Origin of the sequence: Shewanella marisflavi, assembly GCF_023283925.1 — a bacterium.
In the GTDB taxonomy this organism is placed as follows: domain Bacteria; phylum Pseudomonadota; class Gammaproteobacteria; order Enterobacterales; family Shewanellaceae; genus Shewanella; species Shewanella marisflavi.
In genome coordinates, this window is sequence record NZ_JAKIKX010000001.1 from 676,193 (window position 1) to 689,776 (window position 13,584).

The 13,584-nt window shown below is 49.3% G+C and carries 11 protein-coding genes; 7 read left to right on the top strand and 4 right to left on the bottom strand.

Annotated features, from left to right (window positions below):
* Positions 1-300: 300 nt before the first annotated feature.
* The 4 genes from thrA to L2712_RS02895 all read left to right on the top strand — a co-directional run bounded on the left by thrA (position 301) and on the right by L2712_RS02895 (position 5,658).
* Positions 301-2,769 (top strand): bifunctional aspartate kinase/homoserine dehydrogenase I, encoded by a 2,469-nt coding sequence (thrA, locus tag L2712_RS02880; protein WP_248976824.1) that lies wholly within the window; start codon positions 301-303, stop codon positions 2,767-2,769.
* Positions 2,766-3,719 (top strand): homoserine kinase, encoded by a 954-nt coding sequence (thrB, locus tag L2712_RS02885; protein WP_248976825.1) that lies wholly within the window; start codon positions 2,766-2,768, stop codon positions 3,717-3,719. The genes thrA and thrB overlap by 4 nt, the downstream gene beginning before the upstream one ends.
* A 10-nt stretch (positions 3,720-3,729) precedes the next feature.
* The gene (thrC, locus tag L2712_RS02890) at positions 3,730-5,013 is read left to right on the top strand and encodes a threonine synthase (RefSeq protein ID WP_248976826.1); all 1,284 of its coding nucleotides are present in this window, start codon (positions 3,730-3,732) and stop codon (positions 5,011-5,013) included.
* A 363-nt stretch (positions 5,014-5,376) separates the two neighbouring features.
* Entirely contained in the window at positions 5,377-5,658 is a 282-nt protein-coding gene (locus L2712_RS02895; protein WP_248977060.1) for a hypothetical protein, read from the top strand.
* On the opposite strand, the gene nfo is transcribed toward L2712_RS02895, so the two are convergent.
* Positions 5,650-6,507 carry a deoxyribonuclease IV gene (nfo, locus tag L2712_RS02900; protein WP_248976827.1) on the bottom strand — a complete coding sequence of 286 codons (858 nt, stop codon included), beginning with the start codon at positions 6,505-6,507 and terminating at the stop codon, positions 5,650-5,652. The two genes, L2712_RS02895 and nfo, sit on opposite strands and share 9 nt — an antisense overlap.
* 134 nt (positions 6,508-6,641) lie before the next feature.
* Between nfo and L2712_RS02905 the strand changes: the two genes are divergently transcribed.
* The 3 genes from L2712_RS02905 to L2712_RS02915 all read left to right on the top strand — a co-directional run bounded on the left by L2712_RS02905 (position 6,642) and on the right by L2712_RS02915 (position 10,422).
* Positions 6,642-8,663 (top strand): ATP-binding protein, encoded by a 2,022-nt coding sequence (locus tag L2712_RS02905; RefSeq protein WP_248976828.1) that lies wholly within the window; start codon positions 6,642-6,644, stop codon positions 8,661-8,663.
* Positions 8,660-9,757: a response regulator transcription factor gene (locus L2712_RS02910; protein ID WP_248976829.1), complete on the top strand. Its 1,098-nt coding sequence runs from the start codon at positions 8,660-8,662 to the stop codon at positions 9,755-9,757. Before L2712_RS02905 ends, L2712_RS02910 begins: the two co-directional genes overlap by 4 nt.
* A gap of 122 nt (positions 9,758-9,879) precedes the next feature.
* Positions 9,880-10,422, top strand: a complete 543-nt coding sequence (locus tag L2712_RS02915; protein WP_033539811.1) for a hemerythrin domain-containing protein — start codon at positions 9,880-9,882, stop codon at positions 10,420-10,422.
* Positions 10,423-10,472: 50 nt separating this feature from the next.
* Here the strand turns inward: L2712_RS02915 and L2712_RS02920 are convergent, their stop codons facing one another.
* The 3 genes from L2712_RS02920 to tal all read right to left on the bottom strand — a co-directional run bounded on the left by L2712_RS02920 (position 10,473) and on the right by tal (position 13,495).
* Positions 10,473-10,664, bottom strand: a complete 192-nt coding sequence (locus L2712_RS02920) for a DUF3545 family protein (protein WP_011864891.1) — start codon at positions 10,662-10,664, stop codon at positions 10,473-10,475.
* A gap of 222 nt (positions 10,665-10,886) precedes the next feature.
* Positions 10,887-12,524, bottom strand: coding sequence for a glucose-6-phosphate isomerase (pgi, locus tag L2712_RS02925; RefSeq protein WP_248976830.1), 1,638 nt, complete (start codon positions 12,522-12,524; stop codon positions 10,887-10,889).
* A 14-nt stretch (positions 12,525-12,538) separates the two neighbouring features.
* Positions 12,539-13,495, bottom strand: a complete 957-nt coding sequence (tal, locus tag L2712_RS02930; protein WP_248976831.1) for a transaldolase — start codon at positions 13,493-13,495, stop codon at positions 12,539-12,541.
* Positions 13,496-13,584: the final 89 nt, after the last annotated feature.

Sequence of the window (13,584 nt, forward strand, 5' to 3'; positions counted from 1 at the left end):
CGCTCTTGGCTGCCATGCTTGTTGAAACTGTATTTTTATAAAGTTTCGTTTCAGGGGTTGACACCTGAGGGCAAAAAAGGCAATTCTGTAACGACATGATGCAAACTCATTGAATGTGACCGAATAGAATTTATATGTTTAGCCTAAACCGAGTAGTAACCACCATTATTACCACCACCACGATTACCAGCGTGGGGGCCGGCTAAGCATACTCGAAAGAAACGATTTGAAATGACTAAGCCCGCTCCCCATCAAGGAGCGGGTTTTTTTGTTTCTGGGGCGCGGTACTAAGGAGAGAATATGAAGGTAATGAAGTTTGGCGGTACCTCGCTGGCCAATTGGCAGAGGTTTAACAGTGCGGCGCAGATCGTATTGGCCTCGGCCTGTGAACAACCTACGGCAGTGGTGTTAAGTGCTCCAGCAACAGTGACTAACGGTTTGTTGGAAATGGTGGATCTGGCGGTGGCAGGGGATGATTTCTCTTCGGTCTTGGGTCAGGTACATGGGGTGTTTAAGACCTTATATGGTCAGGCTGCGCTTGAATCCTTAAGTGCCGAACAAACCGCTGGACTCGAAGAGGTTTTGGCCGGTCAGCTTAAACACTGGCAAGATAAGCTTCAAGGTGTGGTATTACTGGGTGAGTGTCCCGATTTTGTTCGCGCCGAAATCGTGGTGGGTGGCGAGCGTCTCTCTGCCGCCCTGATGGAACAGCTGATGCTTGCTCAAGGTGTATCGGCCAACCAGTTGGTACCACAGCAGTTATTTGTAGCTAACGGCCCTGCGCTGGAATCGGTGGTCGATATCGGCTTGAGCAAACAGCGCTTTGCCCAGCTTTCTCTCGATGCTCACCAAGTCTGGGTAATGCCTGGTTTTACCGCTGGCGATAAAAATGGTCGTATCGTGACCTTAGGTCGTAATGGTTCAGACTATTCCGCTGCCGTCTTATCTGCGTGTATCGATGCCAGTTGCTGTGAGATCTGGACTGACGTCGATGGCGTGTATAACACTGACCCGCGCGTGGTTGCCGATGCTAAGCTGCTAACTCAGCTCAGTTATCAAGAGGCGATGGAGTTATCCTATTTTGGGGCCAAGGTGTTACATCCAAAAACCATCGCCCCTATCGCTCAATATCATATCCCTTGCTATATACGTAACAGTTTCAATCCTCAGGCCCCTGGCACTTTAGTTTCTAACCAAGCCGATGAAACCGGCCTGAACGTCAAGGCGATCTCAAACCTTGATGATCAAACCATGTTTGATATTGCAGGTCCTGGCATGAAGGGGATGGTGGGTATGGCGAGCCGCACATTGGGCGCCATCTCTCGCTCCGGGGTGTCAGTATCTTTGATCACTCAGAGTTCATCTGAATACAGCATCAGCTTCTGTGTGGCGACACAAGATGCCGAGCGGGTGCGTTTGGCACTTGAGCAGGAGTTTGAGCTGGAGCTTAAGAGTGAAATCCTCGAAGAGATCGCCATGCGTCATCATCTGGCTATCGTTTCTTTGATAGGCGACGGTATGCGCACCCACAAAGGCGTTGCGGGTAAGTTTTTCCAGGCGTTGGCGCAGGCCAATGTCAACATAGTGGCCATTGCCCAGGGATCTTCTGAGCGTTCTATTTCGGCGGTAATTGAGCTGCGTAAGACCAAGCATGCCATCGCCGCTTGTCATCAGAGTTTCTTCGATGTGCAGCATTATCTGGACGTCTTCCTGGTAGGTTGCGGCAATGTCGGTGCTGGTCTGCTTGAGCAGGTTAAGCAGCAATCTGAAATGCTTAAGGCGCAGCATATTACGGTGCGCGTCTGTGGCGTGGCCAACTCGCGTAATATGCTGCTCGATGCCAAGGGGATAGACCTTAATCATTGGCAAGGCTTGCTAAGTGACAGTCAAGAAGCGTGCGATCTGGATAAGATGCTCGCCTGGGCCAAAGATCAACAGCTACTCAATCCTGTGCTGGTGGATTGCACCTCTAGCGAAGCCGTGTCGGACCAATATGTTGCAGTAATGAATGCCGGACTGCATGTGGTCACACCTAATAAGAAGGCCAATACTCGTGATTTTGACTACTACCGGGCACTCAGACAGACGGCGCTGCATCAGCGTCGCCAGTTCCTCTATGAGACGACTGTCGGTGCCGGTTTGCCAGTTATCGACAACCTGAAGAAATTGCTGTTTGCCGGTGATAAGCTACAGAAATTCAATGGCATACTCTCTGGTTCGCTGTCATATATCTTCGGTATGCTCGATGAGGGGATGAGCCTGTCTGAGGCGACACGTATCGCACGCGAAAAGTGCTTTACCGAGCCAGATCCTCGAGACGATTTAAGCGGCATGGACGTTGCGCGAAAGGTGCTGATCCTTGCCCGTGAAGTTGGCATGCAGATAGAGCTGAGTGATATCGAGGTTGAGTCAGTGTTGCCAAGTCACTTTGATGCCACTGGTGATGTCGAAACCTTTATGGCGAATCTGAGTAGGTTAGATGACGAGCTGGCCCAGCGCGTTGCTAGCGCCAAGGCGGAGGGCAAGGTGCTGCGTTATGTCGGTCAAATTGATGAGGTTGGCTGCCGGGTGAAGATCGCCGAGGTCGATGCCAATGATCCGCTTTACAGCGTTAAAGGTGGGGAGAATGCGCTGGCCTTCTACAGCCGTTATTATCAACCGATCCCATTTGTGCTGCGTGGTTATGGCGCGGGTACCGAAGTCACGGCGGCAGGTGTGTTTGCCGATCTATTGAGAACCCTTAACTGGACGCGGGAGATGGGCGTATGAGTTTAACGGTTTATGCGCCGGCCTCTATGGGCAACGTCGGGGTCGGATTTGACCTGCTTGGCGCCGCCTTGGCGCCTGTTGATGGTAGCTTGCTTGGAGACCGCGTCGCCATTACATCTGCGCCCCACGGAGTGTCTTTGACCTTAGCGGGTCACTGGGCCGATAAACTGCCTGCTGCCAGCGAAGAGAATATTGTTTTCCAATGTGCGACCTTTTTTCTTGAGCAGCTCGGCAGCCATGCGGGCGTCGCCTTGACGTTAGAGAAAAACCTGCCGGTGGGCAGTGGTCTTGGCTCGAGTGCCAGTTCAGTGGTTGCCGCCCTGTACGCCCTAAACGAGCACTTTGACCGTCCCTATGACAGTGATGCTCTGCTAAGGCTGATGGGGGAGTTTGAGGGCAAGATCAGCGGTTCGGTTCACTATGATAATGTGGCGCCTTGTTACCTTGGTGGCATGCAGTTGATGCTGGATACCCCAAGTGTCGTGTGTCAGGGACTACCCGTATTTACAGACTGGTATTGGGTGGTGGCTTACCCTGGGATCTCCCTCTCTACCGCCAAAATGCGGGCACTGTTGCCGGCGCAATATGATAAATCTGTGGCGATTGATTTTGGTCGTTACCTGAGTGCATTTGTACATGCCAGCTACCGCCAAGATGCCAAGTTGGCCATCGAGGTATTAAAGGATGTATTGGCGGAGCCTTACCGCGCCTCTGAAATTCCCGGCTATGAAGAGGCGCGCGCTGCACTGGCCGAACTCGGTATGGCAACGACAGGTATTTCAGGAAGCGGACCCACGCTCTTTTCGGTTACCGATAACCTGCAAACGGCTCAGCAGGCCAAGGCCTGGCTGGACGCGCATTATGTAACTTCTGGCGCAGGTTTTTCCCACATATGTCAAATCGATATGCTCGGCACGCGCCGCGTAGACGAATCAATTTTAGATCAATAGGCGGATCAAGATGGAACTCTATAACTTAAAACACCCTTCGCAGAAGGTCAGTTTCACCCAGGCAGTTAAATTAGGGCTAGGGAAGGACCGCGGCCTGTTTTTCCCTGCGAGTATCCCTAGATTGGAAGATATCGACGCGCTGCTGGCGATGGATTTTGTCGAGCGCTCTAAGGCGATCCTTGGTGCCTGGCTGGCCGAGGAGCTGGGTCAGGAGATGGTGAATAAGCTGGTGGAACGCGCCTTTAACTTTGCGTTGCCACTGACCAAGGCAGATGACAAGCGCTATTGTCTGGAGTTGTTTCATGGCCCAACCTTGGCCTTTAAGGACTTTGGCGCGCGGTTTATGGCCCAGTGTCTCAATAGCCAGGCACAGGACGATAAGCTCACCATATTGACCGCCACCTCCGGTGACACGGGCGCCGCAGTGGCCGATGCCTTTTATGGATTGGATAAGGTGCAGGTAGTGGTGCTCTATCCAAAGGGCAAGATCAGCCTGTTGCAGGAGAAGATGTTTACCACTCTGGGTGACAATATTCATACCGTGGCGGTACAGGCCGATTTTGATGCCTGCCAGGAGATGGTTAAGGCTGCCTTTGAAGATAGCGATGTGCGTGATGGCTTGCACCTTAACTCAGCGAACTCAATCAATATCAGTCGTTTATTGGCGCAGATATGTTACTACTTTGAGGCGGTCGCCCAATTTAAGCAGAGCAATCAAGGTGATCCCGTAATCGCTGTGCCCAGTGGTAACTTCGGTAACCTCACGGCGGGCCTATTTGCCAAGGCGATGGGGCTGCCGGTGAAGCGTTTCGTTGCAGCCACCAATAGTAATGATACTGTGCCACGTTATTTGGCCGAGGGGGAATGGTCGCCTAAGGCGACAGTGGCGACCCTATCAAACGCCATGGATGTAGCTGAGCCAAGCAACTGGCCTAGAGTCGAGGCCATTATGCAGGTGATGAACTGGCCGTTGAGTGAGCTTGTGGGAGTTGGACTGTCTGAGCAAGATACGGTCGAGGCATTGGCTGAACTTCATCAAGGTGGTTATCTATCTGAGCCCCATGCAGCCATTGCGGCTAAAGCCCTCTCTTTAACCCTGTCAGCAGACGAGCAAGGGATCTTCCTCGGTACGGCTCATCCGGCAAAATTTAAAGAGGTTGTCGAAGAGGCGCTGGCAATCACACTTCCTCTGCCACCAGAGTTGCAGGCGGTAAAGGATAAGCCGATCTTGTCGGCAGAGCTGCCCTCAGACTTCGCTAAGCTTAAGGCGCATCTGTTTGAGGTGTTAGCCTAGTCGGTACTATTGATAAAGGGGTGAGATAGGTCGTTGATTAGCCGAGTCTTTTCCCTTATTGAAAACTTAGCAGTGTATCAAACCAAGGCCTCGCGCCTTGGTTTTTCTTTTTCTGTTCTGGGCCTGCTTTAGCCGGGGTGGGGAGTCAATTCGAAAGTGCTAATAAGATAGGTAACACTAAGGTCGCCTGTCGTTTGCCTAAATGGTTATTCATTTCATCTTTTGGTCAGTCAGCCTGAGATACTAAATGTAACAATCGGCCTATATCAGGCGTGATAGCCGTCACAATCAAAGTGATGTAAATAACTTATCTTTCAGCCCTTTTTCATAAAGTTGAGTCATAAGGTGTTGCCTTTGAGATTGATGTTACTTGCCCTGGTGGGCCTATCGGCCTGTGCATCGAACGAACCTGTATTGCAATCGCGTATAAATGAAGCCTATGACTTTGAGGTGACTCATTGTGATAGTTTCGCGATGGTGACGGGCATGGGAGCAGGCAATGCGCCGCTCAGGGCGGCGAAAGAGAGCGCTAAAACGCAGGGCGAGTCGCTGCAAGGCACCCATATTGTTTGGTTACAGGAGGACCAATTTGATCATGGCAATCGCGCCAGGGTGATTGCCATAGTGTACAAATGCTTACAATGACTTAGCCTGACTTCGTAGCCAGTTGATCTCCTGGGGCCAGATCTCCGGCTCTATGGTTTCCAATATGAGTGGAATATGGCGAGTGGCCGGGTGCTGCATGATAAAGCTAAAGGCTTGCATGCCAATATAACCGGCGCCGAGTGAGTGGTGCCTGTCGACTCGACTGTTAAGCGGCGTCTTGCTGTCGTTCAGATGCATCGCTTTAAGATAGCGGTTACCCACTATGGCGTCGAACTGCTTGAAGCTCTCTTCGCAGGCGGCTTGGGTGGTTAGATCATAGCCTGCGGCAAACATGTGGCAGGTGTTGATACAAACGCCCACACGGGATTTATCTTCGACCTTATCGATGATCTGCGCCAATTGCTCAAAGCTATGGCCCAGGTTTGACCCTTGACCTGCGGTATTTTCAATGATGGCACTTACGCCTTGGGTTTTGTCCAGTGCCAGGTTTATCGACTCACTGATTCGAGCGAGACAATCATCTATCCCTATCTTGTTGAGATGACTGCCAGGATGAAAGTTAAGCAGCTTAAGCCCCATCTGCTCACAGCGCTGCATCTCATCTAAAAAGGCTTCTCTTGAGCGCTGCAGTTGGGCCTCATCAGGGTGGCCTAAGTTAATCAGGTAACTGTCATGGGGCAGTATGGCTTCGGGTTTGATATTGGCCTGTTGGCAGTTGGTTTTAAAGTCACGGATCTGTTTCTGGCTTAGAGGAGCCGCCTGCCAACGTCTTTGGTTTTTAGTAAACAGAGCAAAGGCGTTGGCCCCGATCTTCTGTGCGTTTAGTGGTGCATTGGCGATACCGCCGGCGGCGCTAACATGGGCACCAACCCAATGGCTTTCTGACATGTTTCCCTCATGGATATCGAACAAGTTCATAAATTGTTTAAGATTTTTAAGCGATTTTCCGGGGCTGGACTATGCTCAATAAATGGGAATTTTCCCCTAAACCATCAATAGTCATTATCGGAATGGACTCTATCGTGTTTAAGGCTCTCTCACAATCTGAATTTATGGACTTTGGCCCGGCGCTGATTGCTGAGCTGGGAAAGTTACAAGGGCAGTTTATTCGTGGAGACGATGTGCTACTGCCTTTGTGCCGTATCTTAGCCGAAAGTAGCGGCGCTGAGTCTGTGATGATCTTGTCTCGGCGCTTGCTGGATAGTGACGAGATGCCCGCGGATGTGACCTGTTGGTGTCGCGACTCTATTCGTTATATCACCCTTTGGCGACAGGTAAAGGATTGGCCTTTTCTTGATGACCATATGGGCGCGCATCAATGGCAGAGCTTTACCGTATGGCCTGTAGAAGGGCTTGACGTCAATATCTTCTTCTACCGGCCAGCGAAGGGCTGGCTCTCTTTTCTCACCTCTTATCAGCCTTTTATTGCTGACAGTATCAGCGGCATGTTGCAGCAACAGAGTCAGGATTGGTTACAGAGCCGCAATGCGCAGATCATTAAGTCAATCGATACCCAGATGTATCAATCTATCGTCAGTAATAGTGAAGATATGATAGTGGTGGCGTCGCGCCAGAAAGGCATGGCGCCCGTTGTTATGTATGCCAATGCGGCGGCCACGGCGATCAGTCATTATCCCCGAAGTCAGCTGATTGGTAAGTCTATCGAGCTTTTCTTCGGTGATGATGAAAAGGCGCAAGAGCTGCTTGAGGCGATTGAGTTGAGGCGGGAGTTTGCGGGTGAGCTGGAGTGTGCGACAGCGACAGGGGAAAAGGTAATTTTACATACCCATCTGATCGCCCTTAACGAACCATTTGAAGATGGCAGTCTGTTTACCTTGGTTGGCCGCGATATTACCCAGCAAAAGCTATTACAAAATACCATGGCACGGTCCCAAAAGATGCAGGCCATGGGGCAGTTGGTAGGTGGTGTCGCCCATGATTTCAATAATATCTTAGGTGTGCTGAAAGGCAATTTAGAACTAATGGAATTAAAGGGCAAGGATGATTCCATTGGCCGTTATTTGGCCACGGCGCTAAAGGCTTGCCAGCGCGGTACGGATCTTACTCGGCGTTTGCTGCAATTTTCCAGACAGGAACAGTTTAGCGCCCAGCCTCTGCAGGTGAATGAGGTGATTGAGGGGCTTGAGGAGCTGCTGGGTAAGTCGTTAACCACTCAGGTTGAACTGTGCGTCAAGATGGCGGATCAAATGCGTGATATCTGCGTCGATCGTGGCGATCTTGAAGATGCGTTGATCAATCTGGTCCTTAATGCCAAGGATGCCATGAATGGCGAGGGACTAATCACTATAGAGACCGGCGAGCAGTATTTGTCGGGCTATCTGCCTGGAGTGGGAAATACCGTCAGTACAGAAAGTCGGGACTATGTGTGGGTGTCGGTGATCGACCAGGGCAGCGGTATCGCCCATCACGTGCTGGATAAGATTTTTGAACCCTTTTTTACCACCAAGGATAAGAGTAAGGGCACGGGGCTTGGCCTTTCTATGGTGTATGGGTTTGTTAAACGCTCTAACGGTTACATGAGCATTATACGAACTGGCCCCGAGGGCACAGAGATCCGTCTCTGGTTTCCCGCTATTAAGCCTGTGGCTCGCTCGGTTGAGCGAGAGCGCAGCTCGCTGGACTATCCTCAAGTGACGCAGCCTGTCAGGGTATTGATTGTTGATGATGAGCCAGATCTGCTCGAGGTGCTTTGTGACTATTGTCAGATGATGGGGATGGAGGTGTTGGCCTATACCGATCCCTTGTTAGTAAAAGAGCAATACAAAGAGGGGATAGACAATATCGATTTAATCATCTCGGATCTGCTGATGCCCGGCGGGATCAACGGTTATGAGCTGGTCACAGACTTAAACAAGCACAAGACCATCCCTGTGTTGTTGATTTCTGGCTATGTGGGGGAGGTGGGGATCAGCAGCCGGGAAGATTTACCTTTTCAGGTGTTACAAAAACCCTTTGATCTTCGCGCTTTCGTGAGGGGACTTGAAGGGGTTGGAATTGAGTTCGTTCAAGGAGATTTAAGATGACCAACATGGAGATCTGGGTAGTCGATGATGACAGGGATTACTGTGAGTTAATCGTCGAAATGTTGCAGGATGACTTCAAGGTGCGGCCTTTTTATGGTGCTGGCGAGTTTCGCGCCGCGCTGCAAGCGCAAACACCCGATATGCTCTTGATGGACATTAATCTGCCCGACACCGATGGTATTACCCTTTGCAGCGAATTGCTGGCGTCTAACCAGGATGTGGCAGTGTTGTTTGTTTCTGGGATGAATACGCTGGAAGAGCGCTTAAAGGCCTATGAAGTTAATGCGGTTGATTTTATCGCTAAGCCTTTTGAGCTTAAAGAGTTACTTGCCAAGGTACATAGCGTCGCGAATTATCAACTTAAACAGCGAGAGTTGATCAAGGCGGAATCTGTTTCTCGTAATATGGCGTTTCAGTCTATGACTGAGTCATCTCAGTATGGCAGCGTGCTGCAGTTTTTCCGCCAATGTTTTCTGTGTAACGACCACCAGTCATTGGCTGATGCCTTTTTTGATCTGATGGCGCAGCTAAATCTCAATACCTGCTTGGAGATCCGCGGCGAATGTGTCGAGTATTTTGCGCCTAAACATGCCGCTATTAGTCCAATTGAATCAAATATTCTTGAGCTGCTGGATAAGCATGGCCGCTTGTTTGATTTTGGTTGTCGCACTATATGTAACGATAAACATGTCTCTTTTTTGATTAAAAACATGCCGATTAAAGATGAAGTCATGTACGGCCGGTTACGTGACATCATCGCGGTCGTGGTCGAAGGCCTTGAGGCAAGAGTCTTAGATATCAATCGGCAGCAGACCTTGAAAAAGGTATTTGTCGATATCGAATCCCTGATTGCGGATATCAATGCGGCGACCTTGGAGCATGATGAGCGATTTAGTTCGGCGCTTATCAACATGAATACCGAGATCCGGGGTAGCTTTCATGTGTTGGATATGACCATAGAGCAGGAAGATTACTTTACGGGCTTGATTGAGCGTAATTTAAAAGAGGTGAATTCGGCCAGTGTCGCCTTTACACGCCTGCAGTCTTCTCTGGCGAAGGTGATGGATGTTTTAGGAGCAAGTGTTCCTAAGTGACTATTTTATGTTCACTTTACTTGATCTGAGTCACGTCATCATGACGGCTTACATATTAGTGTGAGTAAAAGTTCAACAATTTACTATAGTAACTAAAGGCGCCAAGAAGGTTGGAGGTGACGATGTTAGCGAGACTTCATAATGACCATAAACATATCGCGATACTGTTAAATGTTCTTAAAAATAAGCAGCAAAGGCTGCAAAATGGCGAAGCCGTCAACTTTAACCTGATCAGAGATATCGTCGAGTACATGCAGAGCTATGCCGAACATAGTCATCATCCGCTCGAAGATTTAATCAATGAGTTTTATATCAAGACTCACCCCGGTGAGGAGTTGGAGAAGCAGTTAGGTGAAGAACATCATCAATTGATTGATAATTCTTCAAGCTTGATGTCCAGCCTGAATTTAGTATTAAGTGATGTACCTGTTCAGAATGAGATTTTGAGCCAGGCCTTAAAAGATTATGTGGAAGCGCAACGAAAACACATGATGTATGAAGAAGCTAAATTGTTTCCCATTTGGGAAGCTGGGATGACGCCGGCGCAATGGGAAGAGGTGGCCGATATGTGCCAGGAGAAATTAATTAGTGATCCCCTGTTTAGTGACGACGACAACTTACTCTTCGAGGAACTAAAAGAGTATCTTGCTAGAGCAGAAGATTAGATGAAAAACAGACATAAAAATAGCGCCAGTGGCGCTATTTTTTCATCTCTTTACATCAGAAGGTTATCTAAGTCGTATTCGAAACTACTATCGATATCCTGAAGCTCTTTAATCAAACGTTGTTTCTCTTTGATAGCTTCTATTTCACGCCATTTTCGCTTCTTATTGGAGCTTCGCGAACGACTGTTTGGTCTTTCAATGACGGTATCATCTAGCGCACTACCATAATCTAAACGATTCATGGCAACCTCCTGTTGTTGTATTTTTTCTCAACAATTAAATATCACACTTCCAATTTATGGTGCAAGAGAAATGTTTCAGCAATGTTAACTTTGGGTGAATTGTTTATGGCGTCATCACGGTCTCTCTGTTTGTGGTTGACGTACAAAATAGGAAGAGGTGTGGTGATATTTGCTGCAGAGAATAAAAAAGCCAGTGAAAACTGGCTTTTTTATCGAGACGAGTTAGATGGTGCTTCGTCTATAGAGGTTGATGAGGGCATTGCTCGAGGCATCTAAAGCTGTTGCCTCTTGCTGACTCTGAAGTCTTGCTAACACATCATTGCCCAGGGTCTTGCCAAGCTCGACGCCCCACTGATCGAAAGAGTTGATATCCCATAGCGCACCTTGAACAAAAGTTCTGTGCTCGTATAGGGCAATTAAGGCACCGAGTGTCTCAGGCGTTAATTTATTCATCAATAGGGTGTTGCTTGGTTTATTGCCTTCCATCACCTTATGTTTGGCGATTAGCGCTTTTTCATCCTGGCTTAGCGAGCTGCCTTCAAGTTCGGCAAGTGCCTCGTCGAAGGTTCTGCCTTGCATCAGTGCCTGAGTCTGTCCAATACAGTTGGACGCTAGCTGGACGTGATGCTCCCCAAGAGGGTTGTGGCTTTGCAAGGGTAAAATGAAATCCGCTGGGATAAGCGCAGTGCCTTGATGCAATAACTGATGGTAGGCATGTTGGCCGTTAGTGCCTTCGCCGCCCCAGATAACTGGACCTGTGGAGTGATCAACCTTATCACCGTTAAGGGTGACAGATTTACCATTACTCTCCATATCGAGCTGTTGGAAGTAAGCTGGTAGGCCTCTGAGGTAATGATCATAGGTCAATACCACGTGAGACTGTGCCTGGTAAAAGTTGCCATACAGCAATGAAAATAGCCCCATGATCACCGGCATATTGCTTTCCAGAGGAGCCTCAACAAAGTGCTTGTCCATGGCCTTAGCCCCAGCAAGCAACTCGTAGAAATTATCCATACCAATCAGCAGAGCGATAGGAAGACCAATAGCCGACCAGAGCGAGTAGCGTCCGCCTACCCAGTCCCACATAGGGAAGATATTGTCCGCATCCATGCCAAATTCTGTGGCTTTGGCGACATTGGAGGTCACAGCGACGAAATGCTTGGCGATATCGGCCTGAGCGCCGCCGTTTTCCAAGAACCAAGCTTTGGCGCTCAGTGTGTTGGTCAGCGTTTCTTGCGTGCCGAAAGACTTAGACGACATCACGAATAGGGTGGTTTCAGGATCGACCAGACGTAGTTTCTCACACAGAGAGGTCGCATCGACGTTGGCCACAAAGTGGCATTTTAACGCAGGGTTCCAGTAAGGTCTTAGGGCCTGGGTAACGATTTTGGGGCCCAAGAAAGAGCCGCCAATGCCGATGCTGACGATATCTGTGATCGCCTTACCCGTGTAACCTTTCCATTTACCTGAGGTTACTGCTTGGACAAATTTGGCCATCTTGGCCTGAGTCTGTTTGACTTCTGGCACGATATTGACGCCGTCGACCAGAATAACTTCGTCGGCGTTAGCTCTAAGCGCTGTGTGCAGCACGGCGCGCTTTTCGGTGTTGTTAATGATCTCGCCATTGAACATGGCGCGAATTTTTTCGCTAAGGCCTGCAGTCTTGGCAAGATCAAACAGCAGGTTCAAGGTCTGTTCGTCGGCCCTGTTTTTAGAATAATCCAGCAGTAAGCCGCAAGCTGACAAGGACATCTTGTCGAAGCGTTTGGGATCGGCATTAAATAGCGCGCGCATATGGGGCAGCTGTTTAGTCTGAGCCTCGAGCTGAGCCCAGGCTGCTTGCTGAGTAAGCTTAGTCATAACGTAATTACCTTTTAAGCTTCCAGTTCTGCTTTTAACATCTCTTCAAGTTTGCCTTGGTCGACGGCAAAGTTGCGGATACCTTCGGCAAGTTTCTCTACGGCCATTGGGTCTTGGTTAAACTCCCAGCGGAACTCGGCTTCGGTTAGCGGAGCACCAGGTGCTTGGATATCTGTGGTCGGTTTCAGTTTTTGCACCACTTGGGTGTTGCTGTTGGCCATCTCTTCCAGTAGCGCTGGGCCTATGGTGAGGCGATCACAACCAGCCAGTTCGATGATCTCACCCGTATTACGGAAGCTAGCACCCATGACGACAGTTTTGTAATCGTGGCGCTTATAGTAGTTGTAGATGTTGGTGACAGAGACAACGCCTGGATCTTCTTCTGCGCAGTACTCTTTACCTGTGTCTTTTTTGTACCAATCCAGGATGCGACCCACAAAAGGTGAGATAAGGTAAACGCCCGCTTCGGCACAGGCTCTGGCCTGAGCGAAACAGAAAAGCAGTGTTAGGTTGCAGTTAATACCTTCTTTTTCTAGTTCTTTTGCGGCGCAAATACCTTCCCAGGTTGAAGCAAGTTTGATCAAGATGCGCGACTTGTCGATACCGGCTTCTTCATAAAGTTTGATCAGCTTGTGAGCCTTTTCAATGGAGCCGGCTTTATCGAAAGAGAGTCTGGCGTCGACTTCAGTGGAGATGCGGCCAGGAACAATTTTCAGGATCTCTAAGCCAATGTTGACCGCGAGTTTGTCACCTGCGTCTTCGACTTGTTGCGCCAGATCGTCGCTCTGGGTCTTGGCCCATTCTATAGCGTTAGTGATCAGGTGTTTATATTCTGGTATTTGAGCTGCTTTTAAGATGAGAGAGGGGTTGGTGGTAGCGTCTTGCGGTTGATAACGCTTGATGGCTTCGATATCCCCGGTATCGGCGACTATGGTAGTGATCGATTTGAATTGCTCTAGTGTATTAGCCATGAAAATTACATCCTTCTTAAGAAGCAGCTTAAGTGTGTGGTTTGCTAACGGCTATTAGACGCGATTTTGCCGATATTTCCAACCGTGAA

Excerpts from the sequence above, each read along its gene's own strand:
- L2712_RS02915 (WP_033539811.1), top strand. The coding sequence starts at position 9,880 with ATGTTAGCGAGACTTCATAATGACCATAAACATATCGCGATACTGTTA.
- L2712_RS02910 (WP_248976829.1), top strand. The coding sequence starts at position 8,660 with ATGACCAACATGGAGATCTGGGTAGTCGATGATGACAGGGATTACTGT.
- thrC (WP_248976826.1), top strand. The coding sequence starts at position 3,730 with ATGGAACTCTATAACTTAAAACACCCTTCGCAGAAGGTCAGTTTCACC.
- L2712_RS02895 (WP_248977060.1), top strand. The coding sequence starts at position 5,377 with ATGTTACTTGCCCTGGTGGGCCTATCGGCCTGTGCATCGAACGAACCT.
- tal (WP_248976831.1), bottom strand. The coding sequence starts at position 13,495 with ATGGCTAATACACTAGAGCAATTCAAATCGATCACTACCATAGTCGCC.
- thrB (WP_248976825.1), top strand. The coding sequence starts at position 2,766 with ATGAGTTTAACGGTTTATGCGCCGGCCTCTATGGGCAACGTCGGGGTC.
- nfo (WP_248976827.1), bottom strand. The coding sequence starts at position 6,507 with ATGTCAGAAAGCCATTGGGTTGGTGCCCATGTTAGCGCCGCCGGCGGT.
- thrA (WP_248976824.1), top strand. The coding sequence starts at position 301 with ATGAAGGTAATGAAGTTTGGCGGTACCTCGCTGGCCAATTGGCAGAGG.
- pgi (WP_248976830.1), bottom strand. The coding sequence starts at position 12,524 with ATGACTAAGCTTACTCAGCAAGCAGCCTGGGCTCAGCTCGAGGCTCAG.
- L2712_RS02920 (WP_011864891.1), bottom strand. The coding sequence starts at position 10,664 with ATGAATCGTTTAGATTATGGTAGTGCGCTAGATGATACCGTCATTGAA.